20 protein-coding genes and 1 pseudogene are annotated in these 21807 nt (G+C 44.5%); 14 read left to right on the top strand and 7 right to left on the bottom strand.

All coding sequences use genetic code 11. The features are described 5' to 3' along the window. The first annotated feature begins 3 nt into the window (after positions 1-3). From AC0VYI_RS10685 to AC0VYI_RS10700, 4 genes are all read left to right on the top strand, one after another. Positions 4-786 (top strand): ABC transporter permease, encoded by a 783-nt coding sequence (locus tag AC0VYI_RS10685; RefSeq protein WP_199477629.1) that lies wholly within the window; start codon positions 4-6, stop codon positions 784-786. Further along, the gene (locus tag AC0VYI_RS10690) at positions 771-1502 is read left to right on the top strand and encodes an ABC transporter ATP-binding protein (RefSeq protein WP_199477630.1); all 732 of its coding nucleotides are present in this window, start codon (positions 771-773) and stop codon (positions 1500-1502) included. Before AC0VYI_RS10685 ends, AC0VYI_RS10690 begins: the two co-directional genes overlap by 16 nt. Positions 1503-1539: 37 nt before the next feature. Next, on the top strand, positions 1540-1842 hold the full coding sequence (locus tag AC0VYI_RS10695) for a DsrE family protein (RefSeq protein WP_475449214.1): 303 nt from the start codon (positions 1540-1542) through the stop codon (positions 1840-1842). A gap of 110 nt (positions 1843-1952) precedes the next feature. After that, a complete protein-coding gene (locus tag AC0VYI_RS10700; protein ID WP_475449216.1) occupies positions 1953-2456 on the top strand; it encodes a GNAT family N-acetyltransferase in 504 nt (167 codons plus the stop codon). Positions 2457-2624: 168 nt separating this feature from the next. Here AC0VYI_RS10700 and AC0VYI_RS10705 read toward each other — a convergent pair whose 3' ends face one another. The 4 genes from AC0VYI_RS10705 to AC0VYI_RS10720 are packed head-to-tail and all read right to left on the bottom strand — an operon-like array spanning position 2625 to position 6253. Beyond that, positions 2625-3395, bottom strand: coding sequence for an alpha/beta fold hydrolase (locus AC0VYI_RS10705; RefSeq protein ID WP_475449217.1), 771 nt, complete (start codon positions 3393-3395; stop codon positions 2625-2627). After that, entirely contained in the window at positions 3395-4606 is a 1212-nt protein-coding gene (gene pcaF, locus AC0VYI_RS10710; RefSeq protein WP_475449219.1) for a 3-oxoadipyl-CoA thiolase, read from the bottom strand. Before pcaF ends, AC0VYI_RS10705 begins: the two co-directional genes overlap by 1 nt. Beyond that, positions 4603-5436, bottom strand: coding sequence for a CoA-transferase subunit beta (locus AC0VYI_RS10715; RefSeq protein ID WP_475449221.1), 834 nt, complete (start codon positions 5434-5436; stop codon positions 4603-4605). The genes pcaF and AC0VYI_RS10715 overlap by 4 nt, the downstream gene beginning before the upstream one ends. A 1-nt stretch (position 5437) precedes the next feature. Then, positions 5438-6253, bottom strand: coding sequence for a CoA transferase subunit A (locus AC0VYI_RS10720; RefSeq protein WP_199477636.1), 816 nt, complete (start codon positions 6251-6253; stop codon positions 5438-5440). 185 nt (positions 6254-6438) lie between these two features. Here AC0VYI_RS10720 and AC0VYI_RS10725 point away from each other — a divergent pair, with 185 nt between their 5' ends. After that, positions 6439-7239 carry an IclR family transcriptional regulator domain-containing protein gene (locus tag AC0VYI_RS10725; RefSeq protein ID WP_475449223.1) on the top strand — a complete coding sequence of 267 codons (801 nt, stop codon included), beginning with the start codon at positions 6439-6441 and terminating at the stop codon, positions 7237-7239. 18 nt (positions 7240-7257) lie between these two features. On the opposite strand, the gene AC0VYI_RS10730 is transcribed toward AC0VYI_RS10725, so the two are convergent. Together AC0VYI_RS10730 and AC0VYI_RS10735 are read right to left on the bottom strand one after the other, a co-directional pair. Further along, positions 7258-8160 carry a LysR family transcriptional regulator gene (locus AC0VYI_RS10730; RefSeq protein WP_475449225.1) on the bottom strand — a complete coding sequence of 301 codons (903 nt, stop codon included), beginning with the start codon at positions 8158-8160 and terminating at the stop codon, positions 7258-7260. A gap of 17 nt (positions 8161-8177) precedes the next feature. Next, a complete protein-coding gene (locus tag AC0VYI_RS10735) occupies positions 8178-9935 on the bottom strand; it encodes a sigma 54-interacting transcriptional regulator (RefSeq protein ID WP_475449227.1) in 1758 nt (585 codons plus the stop codon). 259 nt (positions 9936-10194) lie between these two features. Here AC0VYI_RS10735 and AC0VYI_RS10740 point away from each other — a divergent pair, with 259 nt between their 5' ends. From AC0VYI_RS10740 to AC0VYI_RS10775, 8 genes are all read left to right on the top strand, one after another. Beyond that, a complete protein-coding gene (locus AC0VYI_RS10740; protein WP_475449229.1) occupies positions 10195-11154 on the top strand; it encodes a PDR/VanB family oxidoreductase in 960 nt (319 codons plus the stop codon). A gap of 142 nt (positions 11155-11296) precedes the next feature. Beyond that, complete coding sequence (locus AC0VYI_RS10745) at positions 11297-12352, top strand: Rieske 2Fe-2S domain-containing protein (protein WP_475432118.1); 1056 nt, start codon at positions 11297-11299, stop codon at positions 12350-12352. Positions 12353-12509: 157 nt separating this feature from the next. Continuing rightward, positions 12510-13628 (top strand): muconate/chloromuconate family cycloisomerase, encoded by a 1119-nt coding sequence (locus AC0VYI_RS10750; RefSeq protein ID WP_475449231.1) that lies wholly within the window; start codon positions 12510-12512, stop codon positions 13626-13628. 36 nt (positions 13629-13664) lie between these two features. Beyond that, a complete protein-coding gene (gene catC / locus AC0VYI_RS10755; RefSeq protein ID WP_199477639.1) occupies positions 13665-13943 on the top strand; it encodes a muconolactone Delta-isomerase in 279 nt (92 codons plus the stop codon). A 72-nt stretch (positions 13944-14015) separates the two neighbouring features. Next, positions 14016-14933, top strand: a complete 918-nt coding sequence (gene catA / locus AC0VYI_RS10760) for a catechol 1,2-dioxygenase (RefSeq protein WP_475449233.1) — start codon at positions 14016-14018, stop codon at positions 14931-14933. 814 nt (positions 14934-15747) lie between these two features. Beyond that, the gene (locus AC0VYI_RS10765; RefSeq protein WP_475449234.1) at positions 15748-16908 is read left to right on the top strand and encodes an alpha/beta hydrolase family protein; all 1161 of its coding nucleotides are present in this window, start codon (positions 15748-15750) and stop codon (positions 16906-16908) included. A 7-nt stretch (positions 16909-16915) separates the two neighbouring features. After that, entirely contained in the window at positions 16916-17695 is a 780-nt protein-coding gene (locus AC0VYI_RS10770) for a cyclase family protein (RefSeq protein ID WP_475449236.1), read from the top strand. 40 nt (positions 17696-17735) lie between these two features. Then, positions 17736-18707, top strand: a complete 972-nt coding sequence (locus tag AC0VYI_RS10775) for a fumarylacetoacetate hydrolase family protein (RefSeq protein ID WP_475449238.1) — start codon at positions 17736-17738, stop codon at positions 18705-18707. A 102-nt stretch (positions 18708-18809) separates the two neighbouring features. On the opposite strand, the gene AC0VYI_RS10780 is transcribed toward AC0VYI_RS10775, so the two are convergent. Next, positions 18810-19754: a LysR substrate-binding domain-containing protein gene (locus tag AC0VYI_RS10780; RefSeq protein ID WP_475449240.1), complete on the bottom strand. Its 945-nt coding sequence runs from the start codon at positions 19752-19754 to the stop codon at positions 18810-18812. A gap of 421 nt (positions 19755-20175) precedes the next feature. Here AC0VYI_RS10780 and AC0VYI_RS10785 point away from each other — a divergent pair. Next, positions 20176-21794 (top strand): annotated as a pseudogene (locus AC0VYI_RS10785) (DUF1302 domain-containing protein). Positions 21795-21807: the final 13 nt, after the last annotated feature.

Consider the following 21807-nt stretch of genomic DNA (forward strand, 5'->3'; position numbering starts at 1 on the left):
CTCATGGTATTAAAGACTGACTCTTTAACACGCTCTCGATGGGGGCGTGCCTTGCTGGGATTTATCGGAGTCGCGGCATTTGTCATGTTATGGAAATACGCTCAATCAGCAGGTTGGGCGGCACCAGGGACGATACCAGATCCGTTTAGTTTACCACAAGCGTTGGCCGATGAGTGGACCTCTGGGCGTTTGCTGCCGGCGGTACTTTCTAGCTTGATTCACTACAGTTGGGGGTTGGCAATTGGCACGTTTCTTGGCTTCATGGTGGGCACCTTAACAGCATCCTCATTGTTGCTAGACGCGTTGCATGCTTGGCTGGCACGTATTCTACGGCCGATTCCTCCATTGGCTTGGGTTGTCTTTGCTATTGCCTGGTTCAAAGTTAGCCATGCAGGGGCGGCGTTTGTTATTGCCATTGGCGTGTTCTGGGTGAACTACTTTGCAACGTATTCAGCGGTACGTAATGTGGACCCTCGTTTTTATGAATTGGCCAATGCGTTTGGTCAAAATGGTCATTTACGGCAAGCGCTTCAAGTAACCTTGCCTGGTGCCGCAACCGGTATTTTCTCTGGTATTCGAACCGGTATTGGACAAGCCTGGATGACGTTAATCGCTGCTGAATTGCTGGGGGTTCCCGGTATGGGGCAGGAAATGAATTCGGCTGCTGGTGTCGGGGCTTACAATGTTGTTGTGGTTTACATGCTGGTTATTTCTCTGGTTTACACCCTGAGCGATACATTGTTTGGTTTGATTGAAAAGCGAGTGTTGAAATGGCGCCCATCCTAAATATTGATCGTCTGAGTTATCACTATGGTAACAATCCCAACCCTGTATTTACTGATTTGGATCTGCGGGTCGAAAAAGATGAATTCATTGCGGTAGTGGGGGGCTCTGGCGTTGGTAAATCGACTCTGCTTCGTTGTGTAGCGGGCCTTGCTAAGGCGAGCCACGGCACTATCTCACTCAATGTTGAGGAGAATGATACCCGACGTTCTCGCGGTATTGTGTTTCAAGATGGTCGCTTGATGCCTTGGCGTCGATTACGCAGTAATGTTGCTTATGGCCTAAAAGGACTTAATCTGACGACAGAAGAAAAGCGTGCCCGAGTGGATGATGTGCTAAAACTGGCTCGACTGGAAGAGCTGGCGGATCGTTGGCCGCATCAATTATCAGGTGGGCAAGTTCAGCGTGGTGGGATTGCCAGAGCATTAGCAGTCAAACCTCATTTGTTATTAATGGATGAGCCGTTCAGTGCGGTAGATGCTATCACCCGTCAACATTTGCAAGATCAGTTGTTGGCAATTTGGGAAAAAACACGTAAAGCGGTGATGTTTATCACCCATGACATTGAAGAAGCTGTATATTTAGCAGATCGAGTGGTCGTGTTATCTGGCTCGCCTGCAAAAATTGTATTAGATCAACGTATTGAACTGCCTCGTCCTCGTCGCCGAGGTTCCGATGCGCTACAAAAATTGGCTCAAGATATCGCGAATACACTTTAATTTTAGAAAGACACTTTCATTTTAGAAGGATACCGTGATGGCAGTCACTCAGTTATTGATCCACGCACCAACTGTGGATGCTTTGAAGCGAGCGCAGAACAACGCTCGTAATTTGCTTAAATTAGAACCGGAAGCTCAAGTTGAAATCGTCGTAAATGGCCCTGCTATGTCATTGGCTGTCACCTTGAATGACGAAGATATTCTAAGTCGATTGGTGCTTTGTCGTAATAGCTTGCGAGCTCAGGGACTGACTGCCCAACCTCAGGTTAAGGAAGTGGATGCTGCCGTTCAGTACCTAGCACAACAGCAGTTAAAAGGTTGGTCTTACATCCGCGCCTAAATGTTTTACTGTTCCTTATGAATACCTAGGTAATACACTGCGAAGAGGGATCGATAAAAACGACGTATTTTTAGAGGCATGTTCTAAAGGTTAAATTTAGGTAAGAGTCTATGGTACTACGTTTGTTATCTGAAGCCGATGTACATCGCTTGTTGTCCTTTGAAATAGACAATAAGCGATGGTTTGAATCCTATATAGATCCGAGATCCGCAGCGTTTTATAGCGTCGATGGTGTGAGGGAGCATATTGCTGAATACCTCTCCTTGTATCAAAGCCAAGAGATGCTCCCTATGCTGATAGTGGATGATTGCGGTGAGATCGTAGGGCGGCTTAACCTTAGGGACATTGACATGTTGGATCGATCTGCTTATTTAGGCTATCGCATAGGGGAGGCCTTTATTAATCGAGGGCTTGCAAAACAAGCTGTAGAAGAGTTGATCGTACAAATCGTCTACTTGAATCTAAAAACCTTAATAGCCTATGTCTCTGCTGATAATATCGCTTCGCAGAAAGTCCTACAGCACAACGGCTTTTTACCAATAAAGACCCATGAAGATTATGCGGTGATCAAAGGGACTTTTGTGGATTGTATCGAATTTCACCGTAGTCTGTGACAAAACAGTGTACTGATAGTAATAAGCTGGTGGTTCTTAAGATGAAGTGGGTTTTTTATTGATGTTCAAAATATCCGGTGGTGAATGGTGTGTTATTCGCCACGGTGAGTAACATGTAGTGATCGAATCAAGGGCATGAGGATGAATGCCCTTGATTCGACAAAAATATCATTTATGAATAAAGCTTTTAAGCAGAGCTAAAAATTGAACAGGAGATTCTACCGATGGTACATGGCCAATCTTCTCTATTATTTCTAGCTTTTTAACCTGAAGTAACGAAGCAAGTGTTTCCATCAGCTCCGGTGTGGTGGCGACGTCTTTTTCACCACAGATTAACTGTATCGGAAGTGATGTTGGCCCTAGTTCATCGGTGAGATCCATATTGCCAAGCCATGCACAAAGTTCGCCATAGCTAAAATCATCTACCTTGGCGAGTTGTTCCTGCCAGTAACTTGCTAACGTTGGGTCGGTCTGCACGCTGTTTTCACTAAACCAGCGTAACACTAAGGTTGCCGCCATACTCTCCAGCCTCTGAGCCATGACATCTTTTTGGCGAGTTAGCCACGCCTCTTTGCTGCCAATTTTTGCCCCCGTGTTGGTTAAGGTGGCACTTAATAAACGCTCAGGGTATTGGGCCACGAGTTGTTGGCCAATCATGCCGCCGATGGAGGTTCCCACATAGTGAAATTGTTTAATACCAAGCTCATCACATTTTTCAATCAGTGGATTGATCAAGGCATTTGCTGTTAATGGGGAAGCGCTGGGGTCAAGGGGGGCACTTAGCCCATGACCCGGAAGATCCCAGCGAACGACTCGAAATTGTTTCAATAACTCTGGGACAACACCATCCCAAACTCGGCTGTTCATGCCCAAAGGGTGACCAAGCACGATAGTGGGCTTATTAAAATCGCCTTCAAGTGTAAAAAATAGCTTCTTCATTAAATATCGCTCCGTTCGATCAGCATAGCAATGCCTTGTCCGACGCCAATACACATGGTACACATTGCATAGCGTCCACCAGTACGTTTTAACTGCATAGCGGCAGATTGTAATAGACGAGCACCTGACATGCCTAATGGATGCCCGAGGGCAATCGCGCCACCATTTGGGTTAATGCGTTCGTCTTCTGGTGAAAGTCCCAGTTCTTGTATGCAAGCTAACCCCTGTACGGCAAAAGCTTCATTTAATTCGATCACATCCATATCGTCGAGAGAAAGGCCGGTACGTTTTAGTAATTTTTGTACGGCGGGAACTGGTCCCATGCCCATTACACTTGGTTCAACGCCAGCCGTTGCCATACCGATGATTTTAGCGAGAGGCTCTAGTTTATGGCTTTCGACCGCCGCTTTACTCGCAATCAACATAGCAGCGGCACCGTCGTTTATACCGGATGCATTGCCTGCCGTCACTGAGCCATTTTCCCGAAACGGTGCTCTCAGTTTTGCTAAATCTTCTAGTGTGGTATTAGGACGTAAATGTTCGTCTTGATCGACGACTATTGGATTGCCACGTTTTGGCTGGATCGTAATAGGGGTGATCTCTTCAGCAAAGCGGCCTTCTTCCTGTGCTGCTTTGGCTTTTTGTTGAGAGCGCAAAGCGAATGCATCTTGCTGTTCGCGAGCTATCTTGTAGCGTTCAGCAATATTCTCTGCCGTTTCTGGCATGGATTCCGTGCCATACATGGACTTTAAGACGGGATTAATAAAACGCCATCCCATGGTGGTGTCTTCTAATTTTTGTTGTCTATCGAAGGCGGCACTGGGTTTACCCATAACAAACGGCGCACGAGACATGGATTCAACACCACCAGCTAACATCAATTCTGCTTCACCCGCTTGTATGGCTCGGAATGCGGCGCCAACAGCGTCCATCCCTGATCCACATAAGCGGTTTATCGTCGTCGCAGATACGCTGTAGGGCATACCAGATAAGAGGGTTGCCATGCGTGCCACGTTACGATTGTCTTCACCTGATTGATTGGCGCAGCCAAAAATAGCGTCATCGATGGCAGCTGGATCAAGGTCTGGGGCATCTTTGAGTACTGCTTGAATGACTTGCGCTAGCATGTCGTCTGGACGAACAGCCGCAAGAGATCCGGCGTAACGGCCAATAGCTGAGCGTTTAGGATGACAGATGTAAACAGAACTCATTTTGCCTCCTGTGCACTGTGTGCTTTTTCTGTTCGGGCTTTTAATTCGCGTAATACTTGCAGCTCTTTTTCGTTTGGTGCTGGTGTGGTCTCAAGGGCGTCGGCAAATTTAATTTCCCATCCTGTCGCTTCAATAACGTCTTGTTTTGTTGTACCAGGGTGTAAGCTGGTGACAATCAGCTCCTTGGTTGTTGGGTCGGGTTTTAAAATACATAAATCCGTAATCACCACACTTGGTCCACGACCAATAGTCGGTAAGTTATCGCGGCCTTTACCATCACGACCAAAACCTATCGTGGTGATGAAGTCTACGTCTTTTACAAAGGTACGTTTTGAGTGTTTAACGGTAATAAAGACTTCTTTGGCGTTGGTGGATATTTCAGGGGCGCCACCACCACCCGGCAAACGAACTTTTGGATTGGCATAACTGTGTGCGCCGTTTTTACCGCTTTCAGGATGATTGTCTGCAATGACCGTGGTATTCAAATTAGCAAAACGGTCGATTTGCGCGGTACCTAAAAAGCCAACATCGATGTGTCCACCTTGTAGCCAATAACGGAACATTTCTGGTACAGAGACGGTGGTGAGAGCGGATTCGCACAGTTCTCCATCGCCAATGGACAAAGGCAACACATCCGGTTTGGTTTGTAAGGTGCCTGATTCGTAGATCAAGGTCACATCAGGCGCATGAGTCAAACGCGCTACGTTAGCGGCTTCGCTAGGTAAACCAATCCCCACAAAGCAGGTGGTGTTATTGGTTAGGGCACGTGCCGCTGTGATGGTCATCATTTCAGAAGAAGTGTATTGAGTGGTATCTTGATGCGTTGTCATATTAAACGTCTCCTTGGCCAAACACATGGGATTCCAACCATTGGTTGAAGCTGTCTCTATCGCGACTGATGTGATCCCATTGTTTGTAATAATTGTTGTCTCTGTCGTAATAGCCGAGCGTATAAGAGGGTTTTGCGCCTTCCGGTGCGACGGCAATCGCGTCAATTGTCCAGGCTGGTAAAACGCAGGCATTTGGTGTGACATCTAAGTCATCGACAATTTCTTCTACTGTGACAATGCTTCGTTTGGCAGACAGCACAACTTCTTTCTGCACACCAATAATCCCTTCTATAAGCACATTGCCAGCGCGGTCTGCTCTTTGAGCATGAATAATGCCCACATCGGGTCTAATGGCAGGAATGGCAGCCAACTGCTCGCCTGTAAAAGGGCAGGTTATGGTGGCTATCTCTTTATTGACGAGGGGTAACTCACTGCCTACATAACCACGAAAAACCGCCAGCGGTAGGCCAGCAGCACCGGCTTCATAGGCATTTGCCATAGCAGCATGGCTATGCTCAACCGTTTCTAGCTTGCAAGGATAATCATGTTCTATCGCATCACGAACGCGGTGAAGGGAGCCAACACCAGGGTTTCCACCCCAAGAGAAGGTCAATTTCCGAACGCAACCTGCACCCACTAATTGGTCATAAATTAGATCGGGAGTCATACGAATTAGAGACAGGTTGCGTCTTTTCTGACGGATGATTTCATGCCCTGCCGCGAAAGGGATGAGGTGAGTAAACCCTTCAAGCGAGATGGTGTCACCATCTTTTACATAGGTCGCGACAGCGTCTTTCAGTGTCATAAACTTAGTCATAATGTATCCTGTTCGTTATACGAATTTAAGTTTGCAATGCGAACAAGATAAATCAATCCAAGATTAGTGGTCAAGTTAAAATTTTGTATTTGTCTTTTTTCTCTTGATTTAGATAAAAGATGCGATGAAAAGTCTCTTCCCTCTAGCGAGCCCGTAACGAATCATAAATAATGGCGGGATTATTAATGGCTATGAGTAAACAGGGTATGAGTGAGGAAAAACTGTCACCGGATCACCGTGACTATGTCGGGGCATTGGCATCAGGGCTGGATGTCATTATGGCGTTTGATCCGCAGCATAAAGAGATGACGCTGTCCGAAGTGGCTGAGCAAACTGGCATGGATAGAGCCAAAGCCCGACGTTTTTTACTGACTCTGCATGCTCTTGGGTACATTAAGCGAGAAGGACGGAAGTTCACGTTAACGCCCAAAGTGTTAGCACTCAGTTATGCTTATAACGTCAGTAACGATCATCTCAATGTGGTTGAGCATTATCTACATGACATTACCGCGCGGCTGGGTGAATCTTCGTCTTTAGCTGTGTTAGATCAACAAGACATCATGTATGTCGTGCGTTCGCCAGCAGCCCACCGTTTGATGTCGATAACATTAAGTGCTGGGACACGGTTGCCTGCGGCTTATACCTCTATGGGGCGTATGTTGGTTGCAACGTTACCACTTGAAGAGCAAAAAGACTGGCTCAACAATGTATCTCTTCACGCTTATACCCCACATAGCATTGTCGATAAGTCTGCTTTTGAGCAAATGCTTGTTCAGGTCGGCGAGCAAAACTATTGTGTAGTGGATCAAGAATTGGATCTTGGCTTACGCTCCTTGGCAATGCCTGCGTTCACTTTCGATGGCGCGTTGCTGGGGGCGATCAATCTGAGTACCAATGCATCGCGGGTAAGCCATCAAACCTTGATAGAAGAATACTTACCTGTGTTGCAGGAGGCAGCAGAACAGATTCGCCTGCATACAAAATAACCTTGCCATAATCAATGGTTATAAGCCGCTCTGACGATTCTCAACCAAGTTTTTGAGAATTTTAACGGCCAATGTTGTAATGGAATCCATGGGTTCTTTTCGACGGCTAAATATAACTGGACAGGTGATGGACTTATCTTGCAAAGGAATGAACACCACATCATCTCGTCCAAAATGTCTTACTTGTTCAGACACCAGAGTAAAGCCCATTTCGGAAGCCACTAAACCTAGTGCCGTTTGGAGGTCATTGACTTGTTGAGTCACTTTTGTGGTTAGCCCGCGGCTGGTAAACAATGAAGTACAAATATCCGCGAAGGTAGGCGTAGTGGCTCTGTTTGCTGGATACAAAATCATCGGCATCTTCGCCAGCTCTTCCAGCGTCGGTTCACCTTTTTTTAGCAGAGGGTGACCAACATGCAATGCCACCAATAAGGGTTCTTGGAATAAGATAGTTTGCTCTACTTGCTCGTCTGGAATGGTTAAACGACCAAAACCAATATCAATTTTACCTGTCTTTAAGGCCTCGATTTGTTCACCAGTTTTTAAATCATGCATCAAAATATTCGCGTTGGTCTGTTGACGCAAGTCCCTAACGAGGGAGGGTAATTGACCATAAAACACCGATGGAACAAAGCCAATGCTGAAAACGGCCTTTTGTTCTTCTGCTATTCGACAAGTATTTTCAATGACCATATCAGCCTTTGCTAGCAGCTGCTTTGCTTGTTCCCAGAAGTACTCTCCTGCGGGGGTCAGTGTTAACCCTCTGGAGTGACGAGTAAAAAGTTGTGCCCCTACATCGTCTTCCAATTGCTTTATCTGCCTTGTTAATGGCGGTTGAGCAATAAAGAGTTTTTCTGCCGCGCGAGTAAGGTTTTTCTCTTCTGCCACCGCACAGAAATAACGCAGATGTCTTAGCTCCATTGTATTTTTACCTTTTGTCAGTGGTTAGAGTTTGGTGTACTGAAATGTTTTTGAGACTGCTCTTTTTGTATGTTTTTTAGGCGATATTCAAATTGCCCGCGTCGCATTTTTAATTTGCGTGCTGCGGCCGAAATGTTGCCCTGACAGCGCTCTAAAGCATAGGTCAGCACCATTTTTTCAACAGCTTCAAGTGAACCCGTTGTTTCAACTAGATTCTCAATCAGTTGCTCCGTAGCGAAGCTATCAGAATCTGGGACCGGGGAGTTTTTATGCAGGTGGCCGTCTTCGCCAAGCCTAAACAGAACGTCATCTATTTGCTCACCGCCAGAAAACAAGTGGTAAACGTCTAAATTATCACCGTCGTCGGCCATGATCACACCACGTTCAACGATGTTTTCTAATTCTCGAACATTTCCAGGCCAACCGTAAGCCCAGAGCGCAGCATGGGCCGCTTGAGTGATACCATTAATTTTTTTCTTAAAGCGTCTTGCATAACGCTCCACAAACACATTCATTAGCAAAGGAATGTCTTCGCGTCGTTCTCGCAAGGAGGGGATATTGATGGGGAAGACGTTGAGCCGAAAAAATAAATCTTCGCGGAACCTCCCTTCACGTACTTCGTTGCGAAGGTCTCTGTTTGCGGCAGCGACAATGCGAACATCTATGGTAATGATCTCGCTTCCCCCTAAACGTTCCACTTCGCCTTCTTGCAATACCCGCAATAGCTTGCCTTGCGCAGGCAGAGGTAAACTGGCAATTTCGTCTAAGAATAAAGTGCCGCCATCGGCTCTCTCAAAACGTCCGCGCCGAGAAGTGGTTGCGCCAGTGTACGCCCCTTTTTCCACGCCAAACAGCTCTGCTTCAACAAGGTCGTGGGGAATTGCGGCACAGTTTATGGAGATAAAGGGTTTGTTAGATCGTTGGCCAATGACATGCAATGTCTTAGCAAAGCGCTCTTTACCAACGCCACTCTCACCGTTTAGTAACACTGTTGCATCGGTTGAGCCGACGCGCTTGAGCAAATGAATGGCGGCATTGAATGGAGCCGACACACCGATGAGTTCGGGTAAGGGTTCAGCTGTCTCTGTTCGTCCTGTTTGCAAGGAGTTGTTAGTATGGGGAGGGCTGCCCGGAGCCGACACAAAACTTTCCAGTTTCATAAAGGAAAGATCGTGCTCGATATCCTCGCACTCTTCCAGTGGCTGACCAATGACTCGACAGCGTGAGTGCCCCATGGCGACACACTCAACTTCACGCCAGATGATTGGGCGCCCCATCATGGTTGTCGTAAAGCCATTGGCGTACCCTGTCATCATCCAGCAAGCTGGTTTCCCTCCGACCCCAAAGTGGTTATGGTGCGCCTCCCCTTCCCATGAGGATTGCCAATAGTAATCCCCATGAAATTCCCCCGTGTCTGTGTTGTAGGCCATTCGGTTGACAGCTTGATTGTGCATGAAGCCTTCTATCTCACGCAACCTAGGTCCAAGCGCCATACTGTGCTTGAGGTTTCCCCCTTCATGTTGTCGCAAGCAACGACCATCCACGACACCTTGCTGATAACCGATGCGGGTGAATATCTCTCGGGTCTTATCTAGGCCTAGCCGTTCAATTAATTCTTGTCTTAATGACGTCATTGAAAAGCAGTGCATGAGGAGCATCCGCTGATCGAATAGGTGGATATGGCCGCTATCAGGCGTGAATCTTAAGTACTGTGCCAGTACGTCGTCATCGATCATCTCATTTATGTTGTGCAAGGTTTTATTATTTTTATTCATTGTTATCTCCACACTTATTTTTTCAGCAATAGCAGAAAAAACACGTTATAGACAGATAAAAATTTCATCATTTGCGTAGAAAAATATTTCTCATAATTTTTACTGTATCAGCTGATAAAAATAAATTCCATATAAAACATATAGTTAGATAGGGTTTAAGAAACTGGCATATCTTTCGCTCTAGTTCTCTACATAAATGCCAGTGTCTTAATGCATTGCATGACGCCCAAAACTATAAAAATAAGAGAGGAGTATACGTATGGCTGATTCTTGGTTACAGGTTGCTGTACACAATAAGTATCTTCTAGCAGAAGATGTTATTGGTCTTGAGTTGAAAGCTATTCACGATGAGACATTACCTCCGGCCGAAGCTGGGGCTCACATCGATGTTAAACTTCCCAATGGTATCACTCGGAAATATTCGCTTACCAATTCCCCTGACGAAGTGGGGTTGTATAAATTAGGTATTTTACTTGATCCCAATAGCCGTGGCGGCTCTGCCTATGTTCATAAATCGCTGAAACAAGGTGATGAGATATCTGTCTCAACTCCTTACAACTATTTCCCGTTAGTTAATTCCGAGCACGCCATGTTATTTGCTGGGGGGATTGGTATTACGCCCATTTTTGCGATGGCCGAATTACTGTATCAATCTAGAAGAAGTTTCGAGCTTCACTATTCCTGTCGCTCAAGAGCGAAAATGGCATTTTTACAGGTTCTATCGCAGAAGCCTTGGGTGGATAGGGTGACTTTCTATTTTAACGAAGATGATCAAAAAATCGATGCAGAAGAGCTCATTGCGAATGCTGCGCCGACCACGCACCTGTATTGCTGTGGCCCGTCGGGTTTTATCAATTGGATTAATGATGTCGCGATCAACAACCAATGGTCGAGTGAGCGTATTCACTTTGAGCGCTTTAATATGGAGCAAAGCAATACTAGCGGCCAAGACAGCGTGTTTGAAATTCGTCTTCAAAAAAGTGGCAAAGTGATCGAGATTGGAGCTGATCAAACAGTCGCTCAGACATTACTTAACCACGGTATTGATGTCGCCATGTCCTGCGAACAGGGCATTTGTGGCTCCTGCATGATCCCTGTTGTTGAGGGGATTCCTGATCATCGAGACATGTTTCAGTCTGAGGCAGAGAAGAAAAGGAATAATCAGTTTACTCCCTGCTGCTCACGCTCACACAGCCAAATCTTGGTGTTAGATATTTAGTGAATAACTAGCGCTACGACGATACAAATTTGGACTTAATGGTCCAATGGCTAAGGCATCTTAGTCGTTTATGGTGGCTCGTCAGTCAGCCATTTTTCAAATGAAGTACGTTTGTAAAACAATAATAAAAGAGAGAGAAATTATGACTTCAGATAATAAAAATCCTTATCTAATGAATGTATGGTACGTCGCCGCTTTGTCTACAGAAGTAGGCAAAGAAGAACTGTTCAGTCGTACATTGCTGGATACATCGGTTCTCATTTACCGAACCGAAGATGGTACCGCCGTTGCGATGCAAGACCGCTGCCCTCATCGTTTTGTACCGCTGAGTATGGGGCGACGAGAAGGGGATGACATCGTCTGCGCCTACCACGGCCTGAAATTTAATTGTGAGGGTAAATGTAACCATAACCCCCATGGGAATAATCGTATACCGACGGCTGCTCAAGTGCGCTCTTATCCAATTATTGAAAAGTATGGCTTCATCTGGATTTGGATGGGCGAAGACGCTGCCGATCCAGCTTTGCTTCCTGATTTTAGTACATTGGTCGAAGGGCATCCTAACTCGGTTGGTTACACTTACATGCCACGTGAATGTCACTACGAGCTGATTACCGACAACGTTATGGATCTGAGTCACATTGATCATTTACACGGCGAAATCATTACCACTCGAGGTCAATTATCGCCAAAGGTGCCTCTGATTCGAGAAGGTGAGCGGAGTCTTTCAGCGCGATGGGAATGGGTGCAAAAGCCCGCTATGCTGATTTTTAATCAGCACCTATCAAAGCCTGATGATGAAGCCGATCATTTCTTCGATATCACATGGACGCCACCTGCCAATATCCAATTAACTGTGGGGGCAAACCAAAATAAAGGGGCTTTAGACCTAGAACATACTGTCGGTCAGTACGATCTCCACACCAGTACGCCAGGCTCTCAAAATTATACCCATTACTTCTTTGCAACGCGTCGTAATCATCTTGAGGAAGACGCTGAATACAACGAGATGAAGATCAAAGCCATGCACGAAGCATTTGTCGCGGAAGATGGCCCCGTATTGGATGCTGTCCATAAAGAGATGGGTACGTCAGATCTATTTAGTCTCAACCCAGTGTTGCTGACCAGCGATGCCGCGCCTGTCAAAGTGCGACGCTTATTAAAAAAAATGGTAGAGGCTGAGCAAGAGAGCCGTTAACGCCAACCAGTTACCCGTCGTTCTTCTAGAAGTAAAGGCTTAGTTGAGCGATGGGTAATCCATACCTTATAGGTATCGCTAGGAACTAAATTGATATTTGTTCTCTGTTTCGGGTGAGTCTAGTGTAGGTAAAAACAATAAACGGATGCACCTTAGCATGACATCGAAAATTACTCATATTGAAACAATGCTTGTGGATATTCCCACGATTCGCCCTCATAAATTATCTATGACGTCTATGGCCGTGCAAACCATGGTGATTGTTCGTATCAAAGATGATCAAGGTCGTGAAGGCTTAGGCGAGGGTACGACTATTGGCGGTTTGGCCTATGGTCCTGAAAGCCCAGAAAGCATTAAAATGAACATCGATACCTACCTTGCGCCTCTACTTATCGATCAGCCACTTCATAGCATAAAGCTACTTATCCAACGTTTAAGCCTGTCTGTACGGGGTAATATGATTGCCAAATCGGCTTTGCAAACCGCGCTGTTGGATTTGCAAGGCAAACATTTAGACGTTCCTGTTTCCACTTTATTAGGTGGCGCTATTCACCAAAATATTCCCTGTCTATGGGTGTTGGCATCGGGTGATACGGATAAAGACATCGCTGAAGCGAAAGCGCTTATCGCTAGCGGTCGACATTGCGACTTCAAGCTTAAAATCGGCTCTCGACATGTGAATGATGACGTGGCTCATGTGGCTGCTATTAAAGCGGCCTTGGGTAATAGCGCAAGTGTGCGAGTCGACGTGAATCAAGCGTGGGATGAATCAACGGCAACAAAAGGTATGGCGGCGCTTCAAGAAGCCGGTGTGGATTTAGTTGAACAGCCAACTCCAGCAAAAGAATGGGATGCCTTGGTTCGATTATCGCAAAAATTCACGATTCCTATTCTAGCCGATGAAGGTGTTGCTGATGCTTCAGATGTTTTCCAGCTTGCTCAACGTGGTTTTAATGGTGGTATCGCTTTGAAAATTGCCAAAGCAGGTGGACCTATTGAAGCACTTTATGCGGCTACCGTTTCATCTGCATCAGGTATGGGATTATATGGTGGTACTTTACTAGAAGGTTCTATTGGTACAGCGGTTTCAATTCATGCTTGGTCTACTTTACCGAAATTGCATTGGGGCAGCGAAATGTTTGGTCCTCTTCTTTTGCAAGATGACATCATTAAACAGCCGCTTCGTTACCATAACAATGGTGTGGATGTCCTGGATTCACCTGGTTTGGGTATTGAAATTGACGAAGAAAAGCTGGCGCTTTATCGACGTAAATAATACAGCACCAACGCAAACAATCATGAGGAAATAAACATGCTTTTTAAAGTTGAAATGACAGTAAATATTCCTAAAGACCTTCCGGTTGCAGAGGCAGATGCGATCAAATTGAAGGAGAAGAATTACTCACAAGAATTACAAAAAGCGGGTATTTGGCTGCATTTATGGCGTGTCGTTGGACAGTATTCAAATGTGAGTATATTTGATGTCAAAGACAATGCTCATTTGCATGAAGTCCTCACTGGCTTACCTTTGTATCCTTTTATGACGATGGAAGTGACAGCCTTATGTCAACATCCATCTTCCATAAAATAGCGCTAATTATTTAGAACAAAAATAACATTTAATAAAAGTGCTGTGATGGCACATAGAAGCGGAGAGATTGAAATGACTGTTAAAACAATTCAAACAGAAGCAGTACAAACGTTATTGAAAAAAGTGGCTGGCTTGGATAAAGACCAAGGCAATCCTCGCATGAAAGAAATCATTTATCGCCTAGTTTCTGATCTTTACAAAATGATTGAAGACCTAGATATTACGCCAGATGAGTTTTGGATGTGCGTGAATTATGTAAATGACCTTGGTACGACTAAAGAAGCCGTTTTGCTTGCGCCAGGTTTAGGGTTTGATCATTTCTTAGATATCCGTGAAGATGCTAAAGATGAAGCTGCAGGCCTAGCGGGTGGCACACCACGTACTATTGAAGGCCCTCTATATGTTCAGGATGCACCAGTCTCAGAAGGTGAGGCACGTATGGATGATGGCAAAACACCGGGCCAAGGCATGTGGCTTCACGGTAAAGTGTTGGATGAAGAGGGTAACCCTGTAGCGGGAGCTGTTGTCGACCTTTGGCACGCTGACTCTAAAGGTGGTTACTCTCATTTTGACCCTACACAAAGCAAATTCAATCTACGTCGTAAAGTGATAACGGATGCTCAAGGTTGCTACAGCGCTCGTAGTATTGTGCCAAACGGCTACGGCGTTCCACCAGAAGGTAATACCATTAAAGTACTTCAGAGCCTTGGTCGTCATGGTAACCGCCCCGCTCATATTCATTACTTTGTATCTAAACCAGGCTTCAAGCATCTAACCACACAGATTAACTTGGCTGGTGATGCATATACATACGATGACTTCGCTTTTGCGACCCGAGATGAATTGGTTGTTGAGGCAACACCATTGAATGACAAAGCCCATGGCTTTGATAGCGAATATTTGGACGTTGAGTTCAATATTGAAATTTGTAAAACTGATAAGCCAGAATTAGAAGACAAACATGCTCGTGCACGAGCAACAGTAGCTTAACTTTAATTAGTACTGCTTCTGGTCGACTAATTAGCTTTTAATGAAAATCCCTTGTTGATTCCAACAAGGGATTTTTAATTTAAGCCATTAGGCTCTAGTGAGCCTAAAACGCTTTACTTCTGTCCCCGAAAGTTGCCAACGATGTGATCTACAATGAAACAAATCCGGTTGTTTTTAGAGAAAAATCCTTTCGTATAAACAGCTGGATAAGCCGTGCCTCTTTGATTTGTAACCCTCATAATAAAGCCTCAGGCGCTGAATGCCCGTAACGCAAGGGGGCTAAAAACAGCGTTTTTTTTCGGTCATCAACAAGTTCCTGAAAAACTCTTCTACAACATGAGCCTTTCATCTCTTACAGACAGTATGGTTGTCATCATTCGAATCGTTATTATGTCCATCTTTCTATGAGATCGAATGAACGATTCTGTTTAAAGGATTTTTGTGAGATATCACAGTGGTTTATATTAGGGTGACTTTAATAGGAGAATAAAAAATTCATTATTCATAAGCGTAGTTTATTAACCTTAGTTATTTATGTTGATGGTCACTACTTATTAAATATCTTCAGGTGTAAGTTTAGCCCACGTATTTGATAGGGATATGATGATTAAATAAAAAATTAGTTGATATTCTAGCTTTAATAAAAGCTTTCATCATCGTATAAAAAATTTGATTTTGATTTTGATTTTTATTTTTTAATGTTTCTGGATTTTTTTGATTAACCAAACTTGCAGCCTAAAGAATAAGTCATCATGTTGGTTTTTCCTGAATGGGATATTATTTAAAAAAACTATTAAAATGAGAGGAATAGCTTATGGCGTTATTTGAATATTTCCCAAACTATGTTTGGAATTTATCCGTTTCTATTGCATTAGGAAGCGGAGCCAAAATTGGTGAAGTTATTGATATGTGTAAGCCTTTACGCGAAGCCGCAGAAAATGGCGAAGATGCGGGGACAGCAGAATTTCTGATTCAGTGGGTCAATATGGCGGATAAACTGATTGGACTTGCTGATGAAGATGAAGATGCAGGGAATTATTTTTCGGCTGGTACCAAGCTAAAGAGAGCGGCGCTGTATTTAATGGTGGCTGAGCGAATGCAAGGTCAAGGACATCCGAATCGAAAAGAGACTTGGGATAAAGCGCAAGAGACATTCCGTAAAAGCATTAGGCTCAGCAAAGATAATTGTGAGTATGTAGAAGTGCCACTTGATAACGGCGGTATTATGCCTGCGTTGTATGTTCGAGCGGAAGGAGAGGGCCCTCACCCAACAGTCGTTTATTGTAACGGTTTGGACAGTTGTAAAGAGATGCTCTATTGGTCAAATCTACCACAGTCTCTGGCCAAACGAGGAATATCGACGCTTTGCGTTGATCAACCTGGTACCGGTGAAACATTGCGCACTTACGGTTTGCCTGCGGTTTATAACAGTGAAGTTTGGGCGTCCAAAGCGGTTGATTGGTTAGAGCAACAAGACGATGTAGACGCATCTCGTATTGGTATGACGGGGATTTCTTTAGGTGGTCATTATGCGCCTAGAGCTGTCGCCTATGAACCAAGGTTCGCAGCTGGTGCTGTATGGGGAGCAAATCATAACTGGGCAGAAGTGCAGCAGAAACGCTTAAAGCGTGAGGGTGAAAACCCTGTTCCACATTATTGGGCGCATGTCATGTGGGTGTTTGGCGCAAAAGATATGGATGATTTCTTTGTTAAAACAGAAGGGATGAATCTTAATGGTGTGATGGACAAAATTAAGGTGCCGTTCCTTGTTACTCATGGAGAAAAAGATCGTCAAATTAATTTGGATTACGCTTACCAAAGCTATGACCAGCTAATCAACTCACCAAATCGTGAATTTAAAATCTTTACGGAACGTGAAGGCGGGGTCGAGCATGTTGGTGCAGATAATATGAGTTTTGGTTGCGATTATATTGCTGATTGGTTCACTAAAACGTTGGGTGGCAAACGGGGGTAAGAAAGAGATGGCTCGTCAATTTATTGATTTATCGATTTATCTTGAGAACGATGTGATCACTGATCCGCCGTTTATGCGTCCAGAGATTACATATCAGACGCACGAGGAAACGGTTCCAGAGGCGAACCACTTTTTCCCTGGTGTTGCGGCGAATGAGTTTCCCGGTGGTCATGGATTTGCGGCGGCTGAGACCGTGAAGCTCACCACGCATAATGGTACACATTTGGATGCTCCTTGGCACTTTCATCCCACTATGAACAATGGTGAAAGAGCAATTACCATTGACGAGGTGCCATTAGACTGGTGCTTTCGTCCTGGGGTGAAGTTGGATTTTCGTCACTTCGAAAACGGCTATGTCGTGACCGCAGCGGACGTCGAGGCGGAACTGAAACGTATTGGCTATGAGCTGCAACCCATGGACATTGTTTTGGTGAATACCGCTGCGGGTAGTGCGGTTGGCGATCCTGATTTTGTCAATATTGGTTGTGGTATGGGCTATGAAGCAACGATGTATTTACTTGAACGTAGTGTGCGCGTGACGGGCACTGATGCTTGGTCTTGGGATGCACCATTTAGCCATACCGCCAAACGCGTCGCTGAAACGGGTGATAATTCGCTGATTTGGGAAGGGCACAAAGCCGGTAGGGACATAGGCTACTGTCATTTGGAAAAGCTTCATAATCTCGAAGCCCTTCCAGTCTTTGGTTATACCGTTGTTTGTTTTCCTCATAAAGTGCGCGGTGGCTCAGCGGGTTGGACTCGCGCTGTTGCTATTATTGATAACTGATTGGGCTGCTCGAAGTGACAGTATTTTTAGGAATAAACGTATGAAGCTAGCAACGATAGATAACGGTACACGTGATGGTGCATTGGTGATTGTTTCTTGCGATGGCCAATCTTACCTGCCTGCACCAGAAAAAATATCAGCATTGCAAATGGCACTGGATAATTGGTCTGTGAATGAGCCTGTATTACAGGCTGTTTATCAAGAACTTAAAGATGGGAAAGGCATGAGTACAGCCTCATTAAGCTACTTAGCGCCTTTACCTAGAGCGTGGCAATGGTTAGACGGTTCGGCCTTCAAAAGCCATGGTGATTTAATGGATCAAGCATTTGGTTTTGAACCTAAACAACTAAGCAAACCGCTTATGTATCAGGGAATGTCGCATCAATTTTTAAGCGCAACAGCGGATGTTCCATTTATGAGAGAGGAGGATGGTATTGATTTCGAAGGCGAGTTTGCGGTTATTGTAGATGATGTTCCTATGGGCGTTAGCGCAATGCAGGCGCTTAAGCATATTAAATTACTTATCTTGCTTAATGATTGGTCCCTGCGCACGATTGCCATTCCCGAAATGAAAACGGGTTTCGGATGGGTGCAGGCAAAACCGGCTTGTTCTGTCGCCCCAGTGGCGCTAACGCCGGATGAGTTAGGAGTGGCTTGGCATGATGGACGAGTACACCTTGATTTAGTGGTTGATTGGAATGGTAAACGCTTTGGTGGGGCATCTGGTGGTGAAATGGGCGTCGGTTTCCATGATTTAATTGCCCATGCCGCTGCGACTAGGGATCTTTGTGCAGGTACCATTATCGGGTCTGGAACGGTATCCAATAAAAACTATCGAGAAGTTGGGTCAAGCTGTATTGCTGAGCGACGTGGCATGGAAACACTGGATACAGGAGCCGCCAAAACGGCTTATATGTCATTTGGTGACCAGGTAAGGATGGAGGCAATATCAGCAGACATTCCTCACTTGTTCGGAATCATCAATCAAAAGGTTATAAAGAAAACATCATAGACGGAATGCTCTTGTTTGGCTGAGTTTTTAATGCTAGAGAACAATTTATCTGTTTTGTTCTCTAGTTTCTAAAATATTGATTAAGGAATTGTTCTAATCATATTATTTTATTTGTTCTGAATCCATATTAATAGCAGCTTCCTTTAATATGTTTCGTAACCAAATAAGACCTTCATCATTATTTCTATATTGATGCCATTGAACACATTGCTTCATTACTGGAATATCAAAAGGCAAAGGCAATATTTTAAGGGGCCAGACTTTGGCCATTTTGGTGGCTAATCTCGCGTGAATTGTGGCGATATTTTCTGAGCCTATTACTAATGCGGGAAGTGAAGCAAAGCTAAATGTGGTTGCAATGACGTGTCGTTTAATTCCGTATTTTTGCGCAAATGAGGTGCCAAAAAAGTCTTTTTTCGTTGCCTCTGGTCGCATTAGTACGTGGCCTGCTGCTGCGTATCTTTCTGTGGTTAATTCTCCCTGAGCAATCTTACTGTGTTTCCAGACAACACAAACAAACTCTTCTTCATAAAGTACATCACTGGGCTGTTCAGTAGACATAAAATCGGATGGAATGATCAGTAAATCGGCTTTGCCTTGTTCTAGTTGCTCATGCGGGTTATTTGCTTCTTGAGCTAGGAGTTGAAAACGAGCGGTACTTTTTTGTTTGCCTACTATTTCTAAGGTATGTGGAATAAGTACTGTTTGGGTATAGTCTGAACAAAAGATACTGAAAATTCTATCTGTTGTTTGAGGATCAAAACTGGGTTGTACAAGGATCGTGCTTTCGATGTTATTTAAGGCGTTACGAACGCTGATTTTTAGGCTTTCTCCTAAGGGAGTAATGATCATTCTGCGACCTATTTGCGTTAGCAAATCATCTTCAAAATAGTCTCTTAGCCGAGATAAGGAATTGCTCAGAGCCGAAGGGCTCATGCTGAGCTTTTCTGCTCCTTTGGTAATACTCTGTTCGGTTAATAGTGTATCTAACGCCACCAAGAGGTTTAGATCGAGTTTTTTAAAGCGCATCTTAAGACCTTTTGTCACTGGTTATTCTTATTTTAATCATTCGATAGTATCGAATGATTAACTTAGATTAAAGGTTTTTTCTGAAAGATTGTAGTAGTTGGAGTGTCCCCAAGGTTGTCCTGCTAAACCTCGCAAAACATTCTCTTCATACAAAACATCGCTTAGGAGAGCCCTTAGAAAGGAATGCGGATGGGCTTAAATTCAGGAGTTCTTCAATATTAGTAACGTTTTAGTCGCTAAAAATACATAAAAGACGATAAGTAATTCCACTCTTAGTTTTAAAAACGCAAGAGAAGGTAGTTGATAGGGTTTTTATCGACCATTCGATACTATCGAATGGTCGATATGATTTAAAGGATTTTTCTAAAAGGTTGGAGTCGCTTACATTTTGGCTTGTTCTTGAAAATAAAAATAAAACCCTAGCAAAAAGGAAGAACAAGTGAACACACTAAATACGACTCCATTTAGAGCGAAGGCAATCGCTCTTGCCATTATCTCTACGACATCTACTGCCTATGGATTTGAGATTACGACTAGTAATCCAGATTTAAGGCTTAGTTTGGATAATACGGTGAAATACAGTACTGCTTACCGCTTAAAAAGTTCCTCACCTGGCTTAACCCAAGGTCAAACCGCAATCAATCTTAATGACGGTGACAATAACTTTCATAGAGGATTAGTTTCTAATCGCTTGGATTTATTGTCTGAACTTGACTTGTCCTATAAAGATTATGGCGCGCGAATCAGTGCTGCTGCTTGGTACGACGATGTCTATCATCACCATACAGATAATGCCAATACGGACTTCAGTGCTAATCACACGCCAGCCAGTGAATTTTCGGATAAAACGAAAAGAGTCATGGGGGGGATGCTGAAATTTTAGATGCTTTTGTCTACAGCCGCTTCCCTGTTAAAGATGGAATGCAAGGAACGATCCGTGCGGGTCGTTTCACGCAATTGTGGGGGGAGAGCCTGTTTTACGGTGTAAACGGTATCGCAGGCGGTCAGGCGCCTATTGATATTGTGAAACTATCTTCGGTTCCTAACTCTCAATTTAAAGAGACCGTACGTCCAACAGGCAAAGTGTCGATTGATGTGCCGATTTCTGAAACCGCTTCTATTGGTGCTTATGTGGGCTATGAATGGGAAAAATCACGTTTTCTTCCTGCGGGCTCTTACTTATCAACTAGTGATACATTAGGTGGTGAGAAACTCATTGCTGGGAAAACAGCAAGCTTTACCAAAACAAGAGATGACGAAGCCCCAGGGACTGGCCAATACGGTCTGAAACTAAGCTGGAGTAATTACGATATTGATGCGGACTTTGGCTTGTATGCAATCCGTTATAATGCCACTACCCCCAGTAATATTTACACTATTTTAAACGCCAATTATCAGCCTAGCCATTATAAATGGGCTTACGCCGAAGGCATTCAAGCCTATGGTGCCAGTATGGCGAAAAGTATAGGTATCTGGAGTCTTGCTGGTGAAATTTCTTACCGTAAGAATGCACCGCTATCTAGCCAAGGACAAACAATCTCTAGTACCTCACCTCAATACAATAACAGCAGTACACCGGGTTATGCCATCGGCGATACGGCGCATGCACAATTTTCTTGGCTTGCCAGCGTAGGGCCAAGTTTTATCTCCGACGAAGCCAGTTTTATCGGTGAAGTTGCTTGGAACACTCGTGTTAAAACCACCCAAAACAAGAACATGCTGAATCCAAATGCAGACCGCTCTGCCATCGGTGCGCGTGTCGTGTACTCGCCAACCTATCGCCAAGTGTTTGATGGCGTTGATATGTCGCCATCTATTGGTTATGGCCATACATGGGGTAAATCATCAGCAGTTGGTACTGCGTTTGGCGTGGATGGCGGTGGTGACATCAATCTAGGTCTAAAAGCAATCTATCTTGATCGTTGGAATGCCTCAGTGAACTATACGCACTATTTGGGTCAAGAGGGCACATATCTGGACAGTCACTCCAACGAGACATTTAAACAGGCGTTGAAAGATCGTGATTTCATCTCCGCCTCTATTCAGACCACTTTTTAATCTCTTGGGGAAT

This window comes from Marinomonas sp. 63XJN7_9_ISO-PGPR-S23-217 (assembly GCF_056173515.1).